The organism is Clostridium sp. HMP27, assembly GCF_000765165.1.
Taxonomy (GTDB): Bacteria; Bacillota; Clostridia; order Clostridiales; family Clostridiaceae; genus Clostridium_AK.
Genome location: NZ_JMFY01000012.1, coordinates 44,581 through 65,411 on the forward strand (window position 1 = coordinate 44,581; position 20,831 = coordinate 65,411).

A 20,831-nucleotide genomic window follows, 5' to 3' on the forward strand; every position below is an offset into this window, starting at 1 on the left:
CCAGAATGATTATTGCAGAGGTGGTGACTAAAATGGAAAGCAACGACTTGATCCAAACGCTCATATTTAATAAACAGTTCAATTATGAACAGCGTAAAAAGGAACAAGTTTTAATAAATATATTTAAAGAACAATTGGAAAGCAACAGAAAAAACCCAAACTTAAAATGCATGTATGATAAAGCAGGATTTGATACAAATTATTTTAATAGGCTACAGGACATACCTTTTGTACCCGTAAATATGTTTAAACAATTTAAGTTATTCAGTTGTGATGAAAAAAACATAGTAAGGGTACTAGAATCAAGCGCTACAACTACAGGGGTACCAAGTAAGATATATATAGATAAGCAAACCTCAATAAGACAAACTCAGGCGCTTATCGCTACCTTAAGAAACTTTCTAGGGGAAAAGAGAAGACCGGTACTAATAATAGATAGTGAAGATATAAATAAGAATGGCTCCAATTTAACTGCAAGAGGGGCAGCGGTAAGAGGAATAAGTAATTTTGCAAGTAAGATAGTATATGCAATGGACAAGAATGGAGATGCATTAAGCATAAATTTAGATAGAATAAGGGAATTTGAAAGACTTTATGGAGATGAAGAAGTAATTATATATGGGTTTACTTTTATAGTTTGGAGTGAATTTATAAGTAAGTTAAAAGAAAATAATATGACTTTTAATTTCCCGAAGGCAACGCTTTTGCATAGCGGTGGATGGAAAAAGCTCACCGAAGGAAAGGTGTCTAAGGAGGAGTTTTCTAAAACCTGCAGTCATATATTGAATATTGAGTGTACTAGTGTACTTGATTTTTATGGAATGGTAGAACAGCTCGGAGTAATATTTATAGACTGTGAATGTGGGAATAAGCATGTACCGGATTTTGCTGAGATAATAATAAGAGATTTAAATACCCTATATGAGGTTGAAATTGGGGAAACAGGATTTATTGAAGTAATGAGTACTCTTTCCACAAGTTATCCTGCTCAGGCAATACTCACAGAGGATATAGGGATATTTATGGGGGTAGATGATTGCAAGTGTGGAAGGAAAGGAAAGTATTTTAAGTTTTTATCTAGAGTAGAGAAGTCCGAAGTAAGAGGTTGTGGGGATACTTTTGCTGAAAGGAAGGTAGGAAATGATTGAATGCTATTCTTTAAGTGGAGAATTTTATGAAAGCCCTATGTGTTTTACAGACTTTGATGATATTAAAAATAAACTTGATTTTGGGCAAGAGAATATAAAGGATTTTCCTATAGAGGCAATAATAAGTTTAATAGATGAGTACAGCAAAAAAATCTCCAGAGATAAAGAGTTGTTAAGGGAAGAGGGAACGGCTTTTTTAACATTTTATTTAAAGAAAAATAGTATAGATAAAATGGTTGATTTAAGTACAGGAAATAAGAATTATTTAAATGGCTTTGTAGATGTTGGGAATGGAAAGTATATAAAAGCTCAAAGAAAGGGGCTCATATGCCATTGGATTGCAGGAAATGTAGGAACTTTAGGTATATACTCCTTAATACAATCTTTGCTTTGTAGAAATTCTAATTTAATTAGAGTTCCTAAAGAGCTTATAAGTATCACTTTAAGGCTTTTAAAGCCGTTAAAAGAAGTTGAAGTAAACTTAAACGAAATTTATTATAGAGGAGAAGATTTATTAAAGGCCATTTCGCTTGTATATTTTAAAAGTAATAATTTTAGTTTGAATAATGAAATGTCCTCTATTGCTGATGGACGCGTTTTTTGGGGTGGAGAAGAAGCATTAAATTCGGTGAAAAAGCTTACTCAAAAGACAACTTGTAAGGATATAATATTTGGGCCTAAGTATTCCTTTGCGGTAATGGATAGGGAAGCTGTAGAAAGTATTGAGCTTGAAAAATATCTTGAAAAGCTTGCAATAGATATAATTACATTTAATCAAAAGGCTTGCTCATCGCCCCATGTTGTTTTTATAGAAAAGGGAAGTGTATCTTTAGATGAAGTTGGCAATAGATTTGCAAAGGTATTCGATAAGGTATCTAGAAAATATCCATTAAAGCATATTGATCAGGGGGCAGCAGCTAAAATAATAAACAAAAGAGCGGAATATGGATTAAGTTTAGATAAAATGCTTTATAACTCTAAATGTTTTAATTACACAATACTTGTGAATAATAGTATAAACCTAGAAGAACCCATAGGATATAGAACCGTATTTTTAAAGGAAGTGCCCGATGTATTTGAAATAAAAGATTTAATAACTCCTAAAGTTCAAACTGTAGGTATTGCGTTTAATGATAAAAGTAAAGCATTAAGTTTTACAGAGGAGATTACCCGAAGAGGGGCTGATAGAGTTATAGCATTAGGAAGTATGAACATATATGATTACCCATGGGATGGGATGATAGTAATGCATGAACTTTTAAGATGGTGTTCATTGAGTCTTAGTGAGGACTTATAATCATTTAAATTAATTTTTCTAAAAATTTAACTTTAAAGATCTGCAAAGAATTTTAGTAACCACTATAGTAGTAACCAGTTATAAATGTTTTGTAAGTCAAATATACATTTTACTGGGGACTATTTATTGGCTATTGAAAAATGCTTTGCATTTTTATTTTACATTGAAGAAAACTTAAATTAAATGTATAATATTACTTAAAATGGAATTGGGGAGAAGCGATAAAATTAACAAGTGATAACAATCAAAGTGCGAAGTATTTATATAAAAAATTAAATTTGGGGGGCAGGCCTGTGATAGACTTAGATGCAGTAATTGAATCTTCATATGATGGCATATATATTACTGATGCAGATGCAAATACTATAAAGGTAAATAAGGCTTATGAAAATATTACGGGGCTAAAGAGAGAAGATATGCTGGGCAAAAATATGAGGGAACTTGTTAGAGCTGGTGTTATATCAAACTCTGCAACCTTGGAGGTTCTAAAAACTAAAAAGTCCATAACTATTAACCAATCTTTTAAAACTGGGAAAAGGGCTTTAGTTTCAGGAAGCCCTATATTTAATGAGAGTGGCCAAATCACCATGGTAGTTACTAATGTTCGTGATGTAACTCAATTATATGAACTTAATGAACAATTGGCCAAGCATAGAGAATTATCTAAAAAGTATCATTCAGAAATAGAAGCAATGAGAAGCCAGCTTTTAAATTCTACAGATATTATAGCAGAAGATAAGAATATGTTAAATACACTGAGAATGGCAAAAAGAGTAGCTAATGTAGATACTACTGTGTTGCTTTTAGGAGAGACAGGATCGGGTAAGGAAGAGGTAGCAAAATATATACATAAGAATAGTAAAAGAAATAAGAATCAATTTATAAAGATTAATTGTGGAGCAATACCTGCTAATTTGATTGAAAGTGAACTCTTTGGATATGAAAAGGGTGCTTTTACAGGAGCCAACAAAGAAGGGAAAATGGGACTTTTTGAGATATCAGATGGAGGAACTATATTTTTAGATGAAATAGGAGAACTTCCTTTAGACATGCAAGTAAAGCTTTTGAGAGTTCTCCAAGAAAGAGAAGTTGAAAGAATTGGCTCAGTAAAACCTATAAAAATAGATGTAAGAGTAATAGCAGCTACAAATAGAAACCTTGAGGATATGGTAGCTAAAAAAATATTTAGACAGGATTTATACTATAGATTGAATGTAGTACCTATAGTTATTCCACCTCTAAGAGATAGAAAAGGTGATATCGACCCTCTTATTGAACATTTTCTTGGAATCTTAAATAAAAAATATGAATTTAATAAAAGTTTTACTAAATGTGCTATGGATTGTTTTAAAGAATATAACTGGCCTGGAAATGTACGTGAGCTTAAAAATGTAGTGGAGAGAGTAGTCATAATGAGTAGCTCTGACAAAATACTTGAAAGTGAGCTTCCTATACAAAATAAACTTGGAGTTTTAGATGGAGAATTAAAAAGTTGTAAGGAAGATGTAAGTCTTAAAGAAGTAATAGAAAAGGTAGAACTTAAATTTATAAATAATGCTTTTGAAAGGTATGGTAATGTGAGAGATGCAGCAAAATCCTTAGGAATAGATGCATCAACCTTAGTAAGAAAGCGTAAAAAGTATGGAGAAAAGTATGTGTTGCAAGAATAAAACATGTTGCATTTTTGCAAAAAGTCAATAAATAGCGCGTTATGAAACCGTTTTTAGTAAATATTAATGAAGGGGGAGAGAATTGTTGTAAATTTGCAACGATTCTTTTTTCTTTGGAAATTGATATTCTATATAAAGTAAGTATAAAACTATCTGTTTTAAATGATTTTTAATTATTATTTACTATATATAATTTATTAATTAAACTTTGGCATGTTACTTGCTTTATATATAAAGTGTAAAGATTTAATTTTTTAATTTAGTAATGCGTAAAAGCAGAACTTAAATTATTTTATTTATGAAAGGGATGGTTAAAGATGTCGCTAATGACAGGGGAACAGTATGTAGAAAGTTTAAGAAAGCTTAATTTAAATGTTTATATGTTTGGAGAAAAGGTGGAAAATCCAGTAGATAATCCTGTGCTTCGTCCATCATTAAACTCAGTAAGAGCAACATATGACTTAGCTCAGTTACCTGAATATGAGGATTTAATGACAACTACATCACATATGACAGGGGAAAAAATAAACAGATTTTCCCATATACATCACAGTACCGATGATCTAGTTAAGAAAGTTAAAATGCAGAGACTTTGTGGACAAAAGACAGCAGCTTGTTTCCAAAGATGTGTTGGGATGGATGCCTTTAATGCAACATATAGTACAACCTTTGAAATAGACAAAGAATATGGAACAAATTATCATGAAAACTTTAAGAAATTTCTTGAATATTCACAAAAAAATGATTTGACAGTGGATGGAGCTATGACAGACCCTAAAGGGGATAGAGGATTAGCACCAAGTAAACAGGCAGATCCTGATTTATATTTAAGAGTAGTTGAAAGAAGACCAGATGGAGTGGTAGTTAGAGGAGCAAAGGCTCACCAGACAGGAATATGTAATTCCCACGAAGTTTTAGTTATGCCAACTATAGCAATGAGACCAGAAGACAAAGATTATGCTATAGCATTTGCAGTTCCTACAGATTCAGAAGGTATAACAATGATAATAGGAAGACAATCTTGCGACTCAAGAAAATCAGAAGAGGGAGCAGACATAGATGTAGGAAATAAAGTATATGGTGGAGTGGAAGCTTTAACTATATTTGATAATGTATTTGTGCCAAACGACAGAATATTTTTAAATGGAGAAACTGAATTTGCAGGAATGCTTGTTGAAAGATTTGCAGGATACCACAGACAAAGTTATGGTGGATGTAAAGTTGGTGTTGGTGATGTACTTATAGGAGCAACTGCTCTTGCTGCAGATTATAATGGAGCTCATAAGGCATCTCATGTAAAAGATAAATTAATAGAAATGACTCATTTAAATGAAACATTATATGCTTGTGGAATAGCTTGTTCTGCAGAGGGAAGTAAAACTGAGTCAGGAAACTATATAATAGACCTATTACTTGCTAATGTATGTAAACAAAATGTAACTAGATTCCCATATGAAATAGCAAGACTTGCAGAAGATATTGCTGGTGGACTAATGGTTACTATGCCTTCAGAAAAAGATTATAGAAGTCCAGAAGTAGGACACTATATAGAAAAATACTTAAAGGGTGTGTCATCAGTACCACTAGAAAATAGAATGAGAATATTAAGACTTATAGAAAATTTAACACTTGGAACTGCAGCTGTAGGATATAGAACTGAATCCATGCATGGTGCAGGTTCACCACAGGCTCAAAGAATAATGATAGCAAGACAAAGCAACTTAGCTCATAAAAAGGCTTTAGCAAAGGCTATTGCTAGAATAAAAGACTAAAAACTGAGATTAAGGAAGGGTTGATATTATGTTTGAAAGAGTAGAAAAATTAATCGAAGAAAAGATACGACCTTATATGCAGGGTCACTCAGGAGATGTAAAACTTTTAAGTGTGGAAAATGGAGTGGTAAGTATAAGGCTACTTGGACAATGTAGTGGATGCCCTTCTGCAAAATATACTGTAGAAGATGTAATAGAAGCAAGTCTTAAAGAAGAACTACCTGAAATAAAGCAGGTGATTGTTGAACAAGGAGTTAGTGAAGAATTACTCCAAATGGCAAGAAAGATTTTGAATAGGTGACTAAATTGAATATAGGGATAAAGTACTGTGGAGGATGTAATCCAAGGTATGATAGAGGAAGTATAGTTTCAAAATTAAAAGATAGATATCCTAAATTCAACATAGAGCTGGGGAAAGAAAATATTATTTACGATATAGTGTTAGTTTTATGTGGATGCACAAGTTGCTGTGCCAATCATGAAAATTTAAAAGCTAAATACAAAAAGCTATTTATGAAAAGTGAGAAGGATTATATAGGTATTCAAAATGATATAGAAGATATCTATGAAACATTCTTTAAGGGGAGTGGTATGTGTGAGCTGGAAGGAAGTTTATAATAGTAAGCTTGTTTCTGCAAAGGAAGCAGTAAGTAAAATCAAATCAGGGGATAGATTAGTAACTGGACATGCAGTAGGAGAGCCATCAATACTAATAGATGAAATGGTCGCAAACAAAGAAAGTTATGAAAATGTTGAGATTGTACACATGGTAGCCATGGGTAAAGCTGAATATGCTCAGCCCGGCGTGGAAAAATATTTTAAACACAATTCCATATTTGTAGGGGGAACTACTAGGGATGCAGTATCATCAGGAAGGGGAGACTTCACACCATGTTTCTTTTCAGAAGTACCTAAGATGTTTAAACAAGGGTATTTGCCTGTAGATGTAGCTTTAATTCAAGTAAGTACACCAGATGAACATGGATATTGCAGCTTTGGAGTTTCCAATGATTACACAAAGCCTGCTGCAGAATCTGCCAAAACTATAATTGCTGAAGTAAATGATCAAATGCCAAGAACTATGGGAGATTCCTTCATACATGTTTCAGAAATAGATTATATGGTTGAAGTTTCCCATCCTGTAATTGAACTAAAGCCTCCTAAGATAAGTGATGTAGAAAAGGCAATAGGAGAAAACTGTGCAGCACTTATAGAAGACGGATCAACACTTCAGCTAGGCATTGGAGCTATTCCTGATGCAGTACTACTATTTTTAAAGGATAAAAAGGATCTTGGAATACATTCAGAAATGATATCCGATGGAGTAGTAGAACTAGTAGAGGCAGGGGTCATAACTAACAAACAAAAAACCATTCACCCGGGGAAAATTGTTGTAACTTTTCTTATGGGAACAAAGAGGCTATATGACTTTGTAAACAACAATCCAATGGTTGAAATGTACTCTGTAGACTATGTGAACGATCCATGTGTCATTATGCAAAATAATAAGATGGTATCCATAAACTCATGTGTACAGGTAGATTTCATGGGTCAAGTTGCTTCAGAAAGTGTAGGACTTACGCAAATAAGTGGAGTTGGAGGTCAGGTTGATTTTGTAAGAGGGGCTAACATGTGTAAAAATGGTAAATCAATAATGGCTATGCCATCAACTGCAGCTAAAGGAAAGGTTTCTAAGATAGTGCCTTTATTAGATGAAGGAGCTGCTGTAACTACGTCAAGAAATGATGTAGACTATGTAGTTACTGAATACGGCATAGCGCAGCTAAAAGGAAAGACTTTAAAGGATAGGGCAAGGGCACTTATAAACATTGCACATCCAAACTTTAGACCAAGTTTAATTGAGGAATTTGAGAAAAGATTTAAAGTCAAGTTTTAATATTTAAAAGCGGGGAGGATTAATCATGGCTCTACAAAGAGAGTATGGAAAAGAACAACCTTATATTCCAGCGGGACCGTTTAAAATCAGAATTCCATTTATTCATTACAAATTTGAATGGGCAGATTATATACAAGGACTTATAATGTGTGCAGTTTGTTTAAGTGCTATTCCAATGCTTCAAGATGCACTAGGAATGCCTTTTGAAGTAGCAATGGCTGTAGTTGTATTAAATGGTATATTGTACTGCACTCATATATTTTTAGGAGATCCAGTAGTTCCAGGATGGGTAACTCCTGCAATTCCGTTATTAATATTATATGTAAAGGACTTCCAGGCGGGTCCTGAAAGAATGCAAGCGCTTATAGCATTTGAATTAATGCTTGGAACATTAGCCCTTGTAATGGGTATTACAGGACTTGGTAAAAAGATAGTTTCAATTGTTCCAAATGCAATGCAGTCAGGAATAATTTTAGGTGCTGGTGTTGCAGCTGTAAACATGATATTTACAAAAGGTGCACGTTTTGATACATTTCCAATAACTATTACTATATGTATAGGACTAGGATTTTACCTTCTATTCTCAAATCATTTTAAATCTATAAGTCATAAAACAAAGCTTTTGCAAATAATTTCGAATTTAGGAATATTACCTATTATACTTCTTGCAGTTGTTATAGGACCATTAGTTGGAGAAACTCCATGGCCACAAATCCAATGGGGTATCACAAAACCAGATTTCCATGCATTATGGACAGAATGGACATTCTTCGCAGTAGGATTTCCATCTGCAGAGATGTTTATAAAGAGTATTCCAATGGTATTTTCAGCTTATATAGTATTATTTGGTGATATGATTCAATCACAAGCTTTAATTGAAGATTCACAAAGAATTAGACAAGATGAACACGTAGATTATAATCCAAATAGATCACATATGGTATTTGGACTTAGAAATATATTAATGTCTATAATTGGACCAGATGTAACTATGTGTGGACCACTTTGGGCAGCAATGCAAGTTGTTGTATGCGAAAGATATAAACATGGACGTGAAGCTATGGATTCATTACATGGTGGAGCAGGATCCTTTAGATTTGGAACACTTACAGGATATTTCTTGCTTCCAATAGTAAGTCTTGTTACTCCAATACTTGGAATAGCACTAGCATCTACGATGCTTATTCAAGGTTATGTTTCTGTAAGAGTAGGTGTTATGAAAGCTCGTACATTTAATGACTTAGGAATAGCAGGTGTTATGGGAGCGGTACTTGCCACAAGAGGAGCTGCATGGGGACTTATTACAGGTATAATACTTTGCTTATTAATTCAGCTTGGAAATAAGCCAGAGTATGACGTAGTTGTATTTGATGATCAAACTAGAAGCTTAGCAGACTAACAGTAGATAATTGGGATCACTCCAGAGGTATATCCATTTTATGGATGTACACCCAGAGAAAAATAGAAGTTAAAAAGAAGTTGGTATAATTTTATGCCAGCTTCTTTTTTATGTTATTTCGCTAATAATGACCCGTTAAATTAGAACCTTAAATTTAAAGTTGAAAATTATTTTGAAATTAAAGAATAAGTAAGGAAGACTTATCATAAAATTCAAAAAGAAATACAATTTATTATATTAATGTAAGTATAGGGGGAGTGATGTTTACATGGATTGGAGAGAACTCTATAATGCTAAATTAGTTTCTGCAAAAGAAGCTGTAAGCGTAATTAAATCAGGAGACAAGGTAGTTGTTGGACATGCTATATCAGAGCCATCCACAATAGTAGATGCTATGGTAAAAAATAAGGAAGGCTATGAAAATGTTGAGATTATTCATATGCTGCCTATGGGTAAGATGGAATATGTAAATATCGGCATGGAAAAGCATTTTAGACACAATGCTTTGTTTGTTGGAGCTAGAACCAGGGATGCAGTGGCTTCTGGAAGAGCAGATTACACCCCATGTTTTTTTCATGAAATACCTAACTTATTTAAAAGAAGTTATATACCTGTAGATGTAGCTTTAATTCAAGTAACTCCTCCAGATAAACATGGATATTGTAGTCTTGGGGTTTCTAGTGATTATATAAAGCCTGCTGCAGAATGTGCAAAACTTGTAATTGCAGAAGTAAATGATAAGCTTCCAAGAACACTAGGAAATTGTTTTGTTCATATTTCCGATATGGATTATATAGTAGAATCATCTCACCCTTTAATAGAATTAAAGCCTCCTAAGATAACTGATGTTGAAAAAGCTATAGGAGAAAATTGTGCATCACTTATAGAAGATGGGGCGACTCTTCAGTTAGGCATTGGAGCCATTCCAGATGCAGTACTTTTATTTTTAAAAGATAAAAAGGATTTAGGAATACACTCAGAGATGATATCTGATGGAGTAGTAGAGCTTGTGGAATCTGGAGTTATAACAAACAAGAAAAAAACTATCAATCCAGGAAAGATGATTGTAACTTTCCTTATGGGTACAAGGAGACTTTATGATTTTATAGATGATAATCCAATGGTTGAATTACATCCTGTAGATTATGTAAATGATCCGTATATCATTATGCAAAATGATAATATGATATCTATAAATTCTTGTGTACAAGTTGATTTAACTGGACAAGTTGCATCAGAAAGTGTAGGACTTACACAAATAAGTGGGGTTGGAGGACAAGTTGACTTTGTAAGAGGAGCCAATATGAGTAAGAATGGAAAATCTATCATGGCACTACCTTCAACGGCATCAAAAGGAACAATATCAAAAATAGTACCGCTACTTGACGAAGGGGCTGCTATAACTACATCAAGAAATGATGTGGATTATATAGTAACTGAATACGGTATAGCAAGACTTAAAGGAAAAACTTTAAGGGATAGAGCAAGGGAACTTATCAACATTGCACACCCTAAATTTAGATTAAGTTTAATGGAAGAGTTCGAGAATAGATTTAAGATGAAATTTTAAATAATCCCCTAGAGACCAATCTATGAAGTAGAATGATCTCTAGGGTTATTTTATAGATACAGCCTAAAATCCTATACTTTATCCGTTAACTATTTCTCCTCCATTTACATGAATAATCTCTCCAGTTATAAAGGAGGCATCGTCAGAACCTAAAAATACATAAGCTGAGGCAAGCTCTACAGGCTGACCTGGTCTTCCAAAGGAAGTATTTGAACCAAATTGTTTTACCTTATTGGTGTCAAAAGAAGAAGGTATAAGTGGAGTCCAAATAGGACCCGGTGCTATAGCATTTACTCTTATTCCTTGAGATGCTAGCGAAATTGCCATAGATCGGGTAAAAGTAACTATGGCACCCTTGCTTGATGAATAGTCTATAAGAAGTTCATGTCCCTTATAGGCTGTAATAGAAGCTGTATTTATTATAGATGATCCTCTTTTCATGTGAGAAAGAGCCTCACGAGTTAAATAAAACATAGAAAATATATTAGTTCTAAAGGTTTCTTCAAGTTGAGCATCTGTAATATTTTCTATAGTATTTTGTACATACTGAACTGCAGCATTATTTATTAAAATATCTAATCCTCCAAGTTCTGTTACAGTTTGTATTACTGCAGACTTACAAAACGCAGAATTTTTAATGTCACCGGGGATAAGTATGCAGCGCCTTCCGCATTTTATAACAGCTTCTTTAGTTTTTTCGGCATCTTGATGTTCATTAAAATATACTATTGCAATATCCGAGCCCTCCTTGGCGTAGGAAATGGCTACAGCTCTTCCTATTCCGCTGTCCCCGCCGGTTATAAGTGTTACTTTATCTTGAAGTTTTCCTGATCCCTTGTAATTAGGGTTATCATAAATAGGTTTTGGATTCATATCCTTTTCAATTCCAGGATGTATATTTTGATGCTGAGGTGGAATTTGTTTAGGGAAGTTTTGTATGAAGTTTTGCATATCACTCATATTAGCATACCTCCGTATGGTTTCTATTGTTTATCCTATTAAAATACTACCTATTTATTATTTAAAATACTTTCTTGAAATATTCCTAAGTAAGTAGTGTAAATTTTTGCATATGTTTAATTTCTAGGGGAAAAATAAATGGAAATGAATAGTTTGTTAATTTTAATAAATTATAACTAAAAGGAAAGCAGAAAATATGGATATTAGCAACAAAATAACAGAAAATCAATATAGATCGATTGTAGAAGCATCTATGATAGCTATAGGAATATTATCCTTATCTAGGGTTGTAAGTAAAAGTGCATATCAAGAGGCGTGGATATCTGTAATCCTTGGAGGCGTATATCCTATAATTGTAGTATTATTAGCATCATTTATTGATAAAAAAATGAATGGCTATAGTTTTGAAAAAATAAATAATAAGATATATGGGAAGGTTTTATCTAAAATAATATTAATAATTTTTTCTATGAGATTTATTTTTTCTGAGGCCAGTGTTATTTCTGGATTTAGTAATGTAGCAAGAATAGTAATTATTCCATTTATATCTCCTTATATGATAATAGTTATTTTATCTTTAATGACATTTTATACAGCTATAAATGGTCTTACGATGGTCGGAAGATTATGTGAGATGGTATCTTACGTATTGATAATACTGGTAATTATAATGATTTCATTTTTAGTTGAGGGACATATAATAAATGTTAGACCAGTCTTTTCATCCTTTAAGAATATAATTTCAGCTATACCAAATAGTTTATATTCATATGCGGGAATAGAATTAAGCTATATAGTTATATATTTTATAAGTAATAAAACTAATACGAAGAAGGCGGGTATGCAGGCAGTTTTATTTACTATATTTGTATATGCATCAAATGTATTTGTAATCATCTACAGCTTAGGATGGGAAATAACTTCAAAAAATTCATATCCAATTTTATTTTTAGCTTCTATTTTAGAAATACCTATAATTGAGAACCTTAGAACAACATTAATGGTACTATGGGCATTTGTTATATTTAGAATTCTTGTGTGCTATTTATTTGCTTCAGCATACTGCTTATCAAAGGCCTTTAATATAAAATACAAAGCAAGTGTACTGATTGCTATAATTCTATCAGCAATTGGGAGTATATTTATGATTCCTGAATACAACAGAGCAGATATTATAGATAAGATTACTCCGTATATGGTGGGACTTGGAATGTTGTGGGGAATAATAACTTCCATAATTATTATAATTAAAAATAAAAAAGTATCTAATAATTTCTATAAAAGGGGGAACTAATTAATGATTGAGCTTAAATCTAATTTAAATACCAATGTAGATATAATTTCATCTAATATTCCTCTAAATTATAATTTTGTAAAAAGGGAATTAGTTATTAAGAACGGAGTACCTTGTATTGTTTTATATATAAGTACTCTTGTAAAGCAGGAGTATTTGGAAAGTAATGTAATATACCCTTTGTTGTTTCAGGTGCAATCGTCAATAGATAGTGTTGTAAACAAAGTGGAGTTTGTAGCTAAAAAGTTTATTGTATCAAGTGGAATTGAAATAACAAAGGATGTAAATTTTATAGCTAGTGAACTGATGCATGGACAATGTGCTGTTTTAATTGGAGATGAAGATAAGGCTATAATTTGTAATACAGCAGGTCCTATGCATAGATCTATTACAGAATCTCAAGTTGAAAAAGTAATAAAGGGCGGGAAAGAAGCATTTATTGAAAGCTTAAGTGTAAACATAGCCTTAATACAGCAGGGAATTAAAAATGAACATTTAAAAATTGATAAATATGTGTTTGGCGAAGAAAATAAAGCAGATGGAGTTTTAATGTATTTAGATAATGCTATAGATAAACAAATTTTACAAAGGATAAAGGATGACTTAAGTTCCGTAAAAATGCCTCAAGTTTTAGGGCCGGGTGTTGTAATGCAATTGGTAGAAAAGTTTCCGTATTCAATTTTCCCTCAATCAAAAACTACCGAAAAGCCTACAAAGGCAGTGTCAGATATACTTCAGGGAAAAGCAGTGTTAATAGTAGAAGGTTCACCTTATGTAATGATAATGCCAGTTGTTTTTATGGAATTTTTTCAGGAAGTTGAGGATTATGGGAACAGACTGCTTTTAGCAAATTTTGATAGAGCAGTAAGACTTCTAGCTTTAGTAATTATTTTAACTTTACCATCCATATATCTTATACTTCTTAAATATAATAGTGAGCTTACACCGCTAAACTTGTCAAAGATAATAATAAGATCAAGGCTTGATATTCCGCTTCCTCCATTTGTAGAAATACTTATGATGGAGATAGTAGTTGAGGTGCTTAGAGAAGGGGGATTAAGATTACCAACTCCTGTAGGTCAAACACTGAGTATAATAGGAGGTATTATACTTGGGCAATCAGCTACTGCAGCTGGAATTGTAAGTCCTACAACTTTAGTGGTTATTGCTATTACAGTTATATGTACATTTGTTATTCCTAATTATGATATGGTGCTTTCAATAAGACTTTTAAGATTTGCCATGCTTATTTCAACTGCTTTATTAGGTATATTGGGGCTTTTAATAGGGATACAATTAATAGTAGTAAGGCTAATGAAAATGGATTCATATGGAGTTCCTTATCTCTCGCCTATAGCACCATTAAGATTTAGTGGATTAAAAGATACATTAATTAGAACTAAAATTGAAAATTTAAACACAAGAGCAGCGGGATTTAAATTAAACGAAAATAAAAAGAAACAATAAGAGGGTAATTGTGGATAAAGCAACTAATAATAAAATAACCGAAAATCAGTATATGGCAGTTGTTCAAAGCTCTATGATTGCTATAGGAGTGTTAACGCTTAGTCGAGGTGTAGCCAAGTATGCTTATCAAGATGCATGGGTATCAGTAATTATTGGGGGGATATACCCAGTAATTATAGTAATGATGGCGTCCTTTATTGATAAAAAAATGAATCACCATGACTTTTGGCAGATAAATAATGAGTTATATGGAAAGTTATTATCTTACATAATAATTACAATATTTATTTTAGTATTTTCTTTTTCTAACTTAAGTATAATATCTGGATATATAAATGTAATAACTGCAGTACTAGTTCCTTATTTACCGAAGTATGTAAGTATAGTTACTATTATGATGCTAACTTTATATACTGCTATAAATGGACTTAATATAGTAGCGCGACTATGTGAAATAGTGTTTTATTTGGTAATGGTTTTTACAATTATGCCAATATCTCTTCTTTTTCAAGGTGATATTACAAATGTGATGCCATTTTTTAGTTCATTCAAAAACATATTAGCTGCTGTACCTGACAGTTTATATTCATATGCAGGGGTGGAGCTTAGCTATGTGATTATATCCTTTATAACTAATAAAAGAAATACCAAAAATCATGGAATTTATGGTGTACTAACAGTTATAGTTTTATATAGTATAAATGTGTTTGTAACTATTTTGTGTATAGGCTGGGAAATGACAGCCAAATATTCGTATCCCCCTTTATTCATATCATCAAGTTTAGAAATACCTTTAATTGAAAATGCCAGAACGGTAGTAATGACTATATGGAGTTTGGTTATATTTAGGATTCTTGCATGTGAGGTATTTGCAGCATCATTTTGTTTATCTAAAATAACTAATATAAGTTATAAAAAAAGCTGTATCGTTATAACAGCCGTATTAATACCACTAAGTTTTTTGTTAATACCAGAACATAATAGAGTGAAAGTTGTAGGCAAATTTACTCCGTATTTAATAATAGTAGGATTAGCCTGGGGAATCATCACCTCCATAACTATTTTAATTAAGAAAAAGAATTATAAGGAGGAGACAAAATGATGAAAAGGAGTATATGGATAGGGTTAATTATAACACTTGTTTTTCTATTTTCTGGATGCTATGATAGATACCCACAAGAAAGGCTGGGGATAATTGTGGGTTTGGGCCATGATTTGGAAAGTGATGGAGTAATGGTTAGATATAGAGATACGTCAGAAACATTTGTTTTTAGAGGACAGCAGCAAATTGATCATGAAGTAGTAACAGGACCAGGAAAGTCCATATACAGCACTCAAGATGAGCTTCAATCCAAGTCCAGCAGAAAGTGGATTATAGGAAGTGAATTAGTATATCTGATAGGAAAAGAAAGAGCGGAGTATGGAATTAAGGATATAATTGATGCAATGATGAGAGATGCCGATAGAAGAAGAGGAGCATCAGTAGCTGTTTGTAAGCAGGCGTCAGAGCAATTGCTTCGTTTAGAACCTAAGGCGTATTCAACCATGGCAGAAGATGTTCATGGTACTTTAGAATTTGCTTGGGAAGAAAGTTTCTTTAGTAAAGATGCCAGAATTAGTGATGTATTGGAAATGTATCATCAAGAAGCAAGAGAAATTATACTTCCTTATCTTGGGATAGAGGAAAATAGAGTTAAAGTAACAGGACTTGCACTATTTGATGCCGATAGAATGATAACTTCTGTAGACTTAGGGGAAGCAAAGCTTATAAACCTTTTAAGAAATAACGGAACAAAGGGGCATTTAAGTGTGAACCTCCCAGAAAAAAATACTTATTACGAAGGATATTTTACAAGCAATAGGAAAGTTAAGGTTTCCAAGGAAGAAGAGAATTTAAAGTATTCAATAAGTGTAACGCTTAAAGGAAACTTGAAAGTTAACACTGTAATTAATAAAACTATAACAAAAAAAGAAGTTAAGGAGATACAGAAAGATTTCGAGAAAGTACTAAAGAAGGATTTAGAGAGAGAGATAAAAAAAGTCCAGCAATCATATGGAGTTGATTGGCTGGATTTAAGTAAATATGCAGTAGCTAAGTATGGAAGATTAAGTGGCTATGGAAGCAATGAAAACTTTAAAAACGCCCAAATAGATGTAGATGTAAAAGTTAAAATAGGTTCTATAGGAGGAAAAACTGAGTAATTTGTGCTATAATCTATTTGCTTAAACATATATACATTTGGAGGTTTTTAAAATGGCGGATAGAATAGAACTGCCTAGATACATAAAAATTGCAGTTGATGTAGCTTCAAGAATATATAAAGGCTCTCTAAAGGAAGCAAGTACTTTAAAGGGCAGATCTATACTGGCAAGTGAGTATAATGTATCTCCTGAAACTATAAGAAGATCCATGAAGCTTTTAGAGGATAAAGGGGTTGTGGAGGTAAGCAAGGGTATAGGAGTTATAGTAAAGTCGTCTAAAAATGCACTGCAATTTATAGATAGTTTTAAAGAAAAGGAACATATAGGTGACCTAAGAAGTTCACTAAAAAATTTAACAGATAAAAGGGATGAAATAGAAAGGGAGATACAAGAAGTAAATTCAAAAATACTTGAATATTCTTATAGATATAAGAGCACAAATTTAGTAGAAATACTAGAAATTGAAGTGCCAATAGAATCAAAAATAATAGGAAAAACCGTTGGAGAAGTACAATTTTGGTACAACACTGCAGCAACTATAGTTGGAGTTAAAAGGGAAAATACAATACTTATTTCTCCGGGACCATATCTAGTATTTACTCAAGGAGATATAATACTGGCAGTTGGAGATGAATGGGTAAGCGAAAGAATAAGAAAGTTTCTAGAAAACTATGATAATTATTAAGTAGGGTTCTAGATATTGAAACTAAGTTTATGCAATTAATAGTTTTATCATATATGCATATAAAAAGATAGTTTTCTAAGTAAAAATTAACCATATTTTACTTAGAAAGCTATCTTTTTTTATTGACATACTGACAACTTAGTGATAATATAAAGTTGTTGCATAAGACAACTTGATGATGATAAAAAGTTGTTTCATAATAATGGAAGGAGAAAATGTTATTTATGAAGATAGAAATTAAAAATTTATATAAGATATTTGGTAAAAATCCCAAAAAGGTTATTCCCCTTCTAGAAGAAGGTATGGATAAAGAAGAAATATTAAAAAAGACGAGTAATTCTGTAGGAGTTAATAATGCAAGTTTTCAAGTCAATGAAGGTGAATTTTTTGTAATTATGGGGTTGTCGGGAAGCGGTAAATCAACTCTTTTAAGATGCTTAAATAGGCTTATAGAGCCAACTTCTGGAGAAATATTAATTGACGGACAAGATGTTTTAAAATGCAAAGAAGAAGAGCTTAGGGAAATTAGAAGAAAGAAAATGGCTATGGTATTCCAAAACTTTGGGTTATTACCTCATAGAACTGTATGTAAAAATGTTGAATTTGGATTAGAAATACAAGGTATAGACGAAAAAATACGAACAGAAAAGGCTTATAAAGCATTAGAGCTTGTAGGGCTTAAGGGATATGAAGAAAAAATGCCTCATGAGCTTAGTGGTGGTATGCAGCAAAGGGTAGGACTTGCAAGGGGACTTGCTACAGAGCCGGAGATACTTTTGATGGATGAAGCTTTTAGTGCGTTAGATCCTTTAATAAGAAAGGATATGCAACAAGAAATGATAGAGATTCAATCTAAAATGAGAAAAACTATAATATTTATCACCCATGATTTAGATGAGGCGTTAAGGCTAGGTGATAGAATTGCAATAATGAAGGACGGAGTAATAGAACAAATAGGAACTCCTGAGGATATCCTGGCCAATCCTGCAAGTGAATACGTAAGGAAGTTTACTCAAGATGTTGATAGAACTAAGGTTATGACAGCAGGTGCTATAATGCAAAGAACAAATGTAATTATATCAACAAAAGATGGCCCTAAGGCAGCAGCAAGGGCTATGGAAGAGCAAGGAATTTCAAGTATATATGTAATAGATAAAGATAGGATTCTTCAAGGTATAGTAAAAATTGATGATGCTATTGAAAGCTATAAAAAAGGAGAGAGAGATATATCAGATATAATAATAAAAGAAGTAGCTATAACTTCTCCAGAGACTTCAATAGCAGAGCTTCTTCCTATAGCAAAGGATATATCATATCCAATAGCTGTGGTAGATAAAGAAAATAAGATGCTGGGAATAATTAAAAGATCTACAATTATCGCAGGAATCATAGGAGAGGAGGAATGTAGATAATGACATTTCATATAGGACCTTATTTTGAGGTCATCATTGAGTGGTTAAAATCAAATTTGGAAGTTTTTTTTGATGGAATAAAGATGATAAGTGAGTTTTTAATAGATGGATTAGAAGGAATACTAACTGCGCTGCCAGCTTTAGTTGTTATACTTTTAATAACTGCGCTAGCATATTATATGGCTAGTAGAAAAACAGCAGTATTTACTTTTTTAGGGCTTTTCTTTATAAATAGCATGGAACTTTGGAGTCAGACTATGAGCACATTATCTCTAGTTTTAGTATCTACACTACTAGCGCTTATTATAGGTGTTCCACTTGGGATACTTTCAGCAAGATATGATCGAATGAATAGGATTATGAGACCAGTTTTAGATTTTATGCAGACCATGCCAGCCTTTGTATATTTAATACCAGCAGTACTTTTCTTTGGTATGGGAAAGGTCCCTGGGGCAATAGCTACTGTAATCTTTTCTATGCCGCCAGCTGTAAGACTTACAAACTTAGGAATAAGACAAGTACCAAAGGAAGTTATAGAAGCATCTAAGTCCTTTGGATCAACTAGAAGCCAAATGCTGTATAAAGTTCAGCTTCCTATAGCGCTTCCTACAATACTTGCAGGAGTGAATCAAACTATAATGTTATCCTTATCTATGGTAGTTATATCAGCCATGATAGGAGCAGGTGGTCTTGGAAGAGAAGTTTTAACAGGGATAACTCAGTTGAAAATAGGTACAGGTTTTGAAAGTGGACTTGCAGTGGTGATTCTTGCAATGATACTGGATAGGATAACTCAATCTCTTGGAAAAACTGCGTAATATTTTATGATAATGTTGAACCTCAAGTATAGGATTTGTACCTAGGAAAGCGGTTAATTTCGCTAAAAACGGCTAATATCTATAAGCTAAAAATAAAAAGGAAGAAATTCAGCGAACTGAATTTCCATAATAAAAGGAGTGATTTGATGAAATTAAGAAAAGGTATACTAAAATCAATTGCATTGATGTCTATTGGAGCGATAACTGCGGTGTCATTAGCTGCCTGTGGGGCGTCAAATAAAGGTAAAGGCGGAGATTCATCTAGGAAGGTAGAACTTGGCTACGTAAACTGGGCAGAAGGTGTAGCTATGACAAACCTTGCAAAGGTTGTACTAGAAGAAAAAATGGGATATACAGTGGAAATGACAGAGGCAGATCCAGGGGTAATATTTACATCCCTTGCAGAAGGGGATACAGATGCATTTTTAGATGGATGGCTCCCTGTTACTCACAAAAGTTATATGGATAAATATAAGGATAAATTATTGGATTTAGGAACTAGTTTTAAAGGGGCTAAAATAGGTCTTGTAGTACCTAAATATGTAAATATAAATAGCATTGAGGAACTTAAGGCTAATAAGGATAAATTTGATGGTAAGATAATAGGAATAGATGCTGGAGCAGGTATAATGGAAACTAGTAAAAAAGCTGTTTCAGAATATGGACTTGATATGGAGCTTATGGAAGGCAGTGAGCCAGCTATGCTTACAATGTTAAAAGATGCTATAGATAAAAAAGAACCTATAGTTATAACAGGATGGGCTCCACATTGGAAGTTTGCTAAATGGGATTTAAAGTTCTTAGAAGATTCAAAGAAGGTTTATGGTGATGCGGAAGACATTCATAAACTAGCAAGACTTGAATTAGATAAGGATATGCCAGAAGTGGCAGAATTCCTAAAGAACTTTACAATGAACGAAAAGCAGCTTGGAGATTTAATGGCAGCTATAGCAGATGGTCAAAAGCCATTGGAAGCTGCAAAGGAATGGATGAACAATAATGAAGATGTAGTAAATTCATGGATACCAAAAAAATAGCTTAAGGGCAAATTAAATGGCAGGTAGTTTGACTAAAACTACCTGCCATTTTACCTTTGAATAATTACCGTTATAAAAAGAATAAAAAAGAAAGAGAGAAGGTTATTTTCGCAATATTGGGATTATTACTAAAAAAATAATATGCGAACAATTTTATGATACAATAAAAGTGAATAAAAATACAAAAATTAGGGGGAATATAT

At 32.7% G+C, this 20,831-nt stretch carries 18 protein-coding genes; 17 read left to right on the plus strand and 1 reads right to left on the minus strand.

The features are described 5' to 3' along the window. Nucleotides 1-32: 32 nt before the first annotated feature. From DP68_RS05615 to DP68_RS05655, 9 genes are all read left to right on the plus strand, one after another. The gene (locus DP68_RS05615; protein ID WP_035307273.1) at nucleotides 33-1,148 is read left to right on the plus strand and encodes an acyl-protein synthetase; all 1,116 of its coding nucleotides are present in this window, start codon (nucleotides 33-35) and stop codon (nucleotides 1,146-1,148) included. Next, nucleotides 1,141-2,445, plus strand: a complete 1,305-nt coding sequence (locus DP68_RS05620; protein WP_035307276.1) for an acyl-CoA reductase — start codon at nucleotides 1,141-1,143, stop codon at nucleotides 2,443-2,445. The genes DP68_RS05615 and DP68_RS05620 overlap by 8 nt, the downstream gene beginning before the upstream one ends. 293 nt (nucleotides 2,446-2,738) lie before the next feature. After that, nucleotides 2,739-4,115, plus strand: a complete 1,377-nt coding sequence (locus DP68_RS05625; RefSeq protein ID WP_291547532.1) for a sigma 54-interacting transcriptional regulator — start codon at nucleotides 2,739-2,741, stop codon at nucleotides 4,113-4,115. 317 nt (nucleotides 4,116-4,432) lie between these two features. Further along, nucleotides 4,433-5,887: a 4-hydroxyphenylacetate 3-hydroxylase family protein gene (locus tag DP68_RS05630; protein WP_035307280.1), complete on the plus strand. Its 1,455-nt coding sequence runs from the start codon at nucleotides 4,433-4,435 to the stop codon at nucleotides 5,885-5,887. Between the two features lie 28 nt (nucleotides 5,888-5,915). Then, on the plus strand, nucleotides 5,916-6,188 hold the full coding sequence (locus DP68_RS05635; protein WP_291547535.1) for a NifU family protein: 273 nt from the start codon (nucleotides 5,916-5,918) through the stop codon (nucleotides 6,186-6,188). 5 nt (nucleotides 6,189-6,193) lie between these two features. Continuing rightward, entirely contained in the window at nucleotides 6,194-6,505 is a 312-nt protein-coding gene (locus DP68_RS05640) for a hypothetical protein (protein ID WP_052085662.1), read from the plus strand. Next, nucleotides 6,483-7,784 carry an acetyl-CoA hydrolase/transferase C-terminal domain-containing protein gene (locus DP68_RS05645; RefSeq protein WP_035307285.1) on the plus strand — a complete coding sequence of 434 codons (1,302 nt, stop codon included), beginning with the start codon at nucleotides 6,483-6,485 and terminating at the stop codon, nucleotides 7,782-7,784. Before DP68_RS05640 ends, DP68_RS05645 begins: the two co-directional genes overlap by 23 nt. 25 nt (nucleotides 7,785-7,809) lie before the next feature. Further along, nucleotides 7,810-9,183: a membrane protein gene (locus DP68_RS05650; RefSeq protein ID WP_035307288.1), complete on the plus strand. Its 1,374-nt coding sequence runs from the start codon at nucleotides 7,810-7,812 to the stop codon at nucleotides 9,181-9,183. 268 nt (nucleotides 9,184-9,451) lie between these two features. Further along, a complete protein-coding gene (locus DP68_RS05655) occupies nucleotides 9,452-10,753 on the plus strand; it encodes an acetyl-CoA hydrolase/transferase C-terminal domain-containing protein (RefSeq protein WP_035307291.1) in 1,302 nt (433 codons plus the stop codon). Between the two features lie 78 nt (nucleotides 10,754-10,831). Here DP68_RS05655 and DP68_RS05660 read toward each other — a convergent pair whose 3' ends face one another. After that, nucleotides 10,832-11,713, minus strand: a complete 882-nt coding sequence (locus DP68_RS05660; RefSeq protein ID WP_035307294.1) for an SDR family oxidoreductase — start codon at nucleotides 11,711-11,713, stop codon at nucleotides 10,832-10,834. A 196-nt stretch (nucleotides 11,714-11,909) separates the two neighbouring features. Here DP68_RS05660 and DP68_RS05665 point away from each other — a divergent pair, with 196 nt between their 5' ends. The 8 genes from DP68_RS05665 to DP68_RS05700 all read left to right on the plus strand — a co-directional run bounded on the left by DP68_RS05665 (nucleotide 11,910) and on the right by DP68_RS05700 (nucleotide 20,628). Continuing rightward, nucleotides 11,910-13,007, plus strand: a complete 1,098-nt coding sequence (locus DP68_RS05665; RefSeq protein ID WP_035307296.1) for a GerAB/ArcD/ProY family transporter — start codon at nucleotides 11,910-11,912, stop codon at nucleotides 13,005-13,007. Nucleotides 13,008-13,010: 3 nt separating this feature from the next. Beyond that, a complete protein-coding gene (locus tag DP68_RS05670; protein WP_052085663.1) occupies nucleotides 13,011-14,474 on the plus strand; it encodes a spore germination protein in 1,464 nt (487 codons plus the stop codon). A gap of 10 nt (nucleotides 14,475-14,484) precedes the next feature. Then, the gene (locus DP68_RS05675; RefSeq protein WP_035307301.1) at nucleotides 14,485-15,576 is read left to right on the plus strand and encodes a GerAB/ArcD/ProY family transporter; all 1,092 of its coding nucleotides are present in this window, start codon (nucleotides 14,485-14,487) and stop codon (nucleotides 15,574-15,576) included. Further along, nucleotides 15,573-16,676, plus strand: a complete 1,104-nt coding sequence (locus DP68_RS05680) for a Ger(x)C family spore germination protein (protein WP_035307303.1) — start codon at nucleotides 15,573-15,575, stop codon at nucleotides 16,674-16,676. The genes DP68_RS05675 and DP68_RS05680 overlap by 4 nt, the downstream gene beginning before the upstream one ends. Nucleotides 16,677-16,728: 52 nt before the next feature. Continuing rightward, nucleotides 16,729-17,361 (plus strand): TrkA C-terminal domain-containing protein, encoded by a 633-nt coding sequence (locus DP68_RS05685; protein WP_035307306.1) that lies wholly within the window; start codon nucleotides 16,729-16,731, stop codon nucleotides 17,359-17,361. Nucleotides 17,362-17,585: 224 nt separating this feature from the next. Continuing rightward, the gene (locus DP68_RS05690; protein WP_035307309.1) at nucleotides 17,586-18,773 is read left to right on the plus strand and encodes a glycine betaine/L-proline ABC transporter ATP-binding protein; all 1,188 of its coding nucleotides are present in this window, start codon (nucleotides 17,586-17,588) and stop codon (nucleotides 18,771-18,773) included. Then, nucleotides 18,770-19,591, plus strand: coding sequence for a proline/glycine betaine ABC transporter permease (locus DP68_RS05695; RefSeq protein WP_035307312.1), 822 nt, complete (start codon nucleotides 18,770-18,772; stop codon nucleotides 19,589-19,591). The genes DP68_RS05690 and DP68_RS05695 overlap by 4 nt, the downstream gene beginning before the upstream one ends. Before the next feature lie 146 nt (nucleotides 19,592-19,737). Beyond that, nucleotides 19,738-20,628 (plus strand): glycine betaine ABC transporter substrate-binding protein, encoded by an 891-nt coding sequence (locus DP68_RS05700; protein ID WP_035307314.1) that lies wholly within the window; start codon nucleotides 19,738-19,740, stop codon nucleotides 20,626-20,628. Nucleotides 20,629-20,831 lie beyond the last annotated feature (203 nt).

Coding starts and splice junctions, on each gene's coding strand:
- DP68_RS05680 (WP_035307303.1), top strand. CDS start 15,573: ATGATGAAAAGGAGTATATGGATAGGGTTAATTATAACACTTGTTTTT.
- DP68_RS05650 (WP_035307288.1), top strand. CDS start 7,810: ATGGCTCTACAAAGAGAGTATGGAAAAGAACAACCTTATATTCCAGCG.
- DP68_RS05700 (WP_035307314.1), top strand. CDS start 19,738: ATGAAATTAAGAAAAGGTATACTAAAATCAATTGCATTGATGTCTATT.
- DP68_RS05665 (WP_035307296.1), top strand. CDS start 11,910: ATGGATATTAGCAACAAAATAACAGAAAATCAATATAGATCGATTGTA.
- DP68_RS05635 (WP_291547535.1), top strand. CDS start 5,916: ATGTTTGAAAGAGTAGAAAAATTAATCGAAGAAAAGATACGACCTTAT.
- DP68_RS05670 (WP_052085663.1), top strand. CDS start 13,011: ATGATTGAGCTTAAATCTAATTTAAATACCAATGTAGATATAATTTCA.
- DP68_RS05630 (WP_035307280.1), top strand. CDS start 4,433: ATGTCGCTAATGACAGGGGAACAGTATGTAGAAAGTTTAAGAAAGCTT.
- DP68_RS05690 (WP_035307309.1), top strand. CDS start 17,586: ATGAAGATAGAAATTAAAAATTTATATAAGATATTTGGTAAAAATCCC.
- DP68_RS05685 (WP_035307306.1), top strand. CDS start 16,729: ATGGCGGATAGAATAGAACTGCCTAGATACATAAAAATTGCAGTTGAT.
- DP68_RS05620 (WP_035307276.1), top strand. CDS start 1,141: ATGATTGAATGCTATTCTTTAAGTGGAGAATTTTATGAAAGCCCTATG.
- DP68_RS05655 (WP_035307291.1), top strand. CDS start 9,452: ATGGATTGGAGAGAACTCTATAATGCTAAATTAGTTTCTGCAAAAGAA.
- DP68_RS05660 (WP_035307294.1), bottom strand. CDS start 11,713: ATGAGTGATATGCAAAACTTCATACAAAACTTCCCTAAACAAATTCCA.
- DP68_RS05615 (WP_035307273.1), top strand. CDS start 33: ATGGAAAGCAACGACTTGATCCAAACGCTCATATTTAATAAACAGTTC.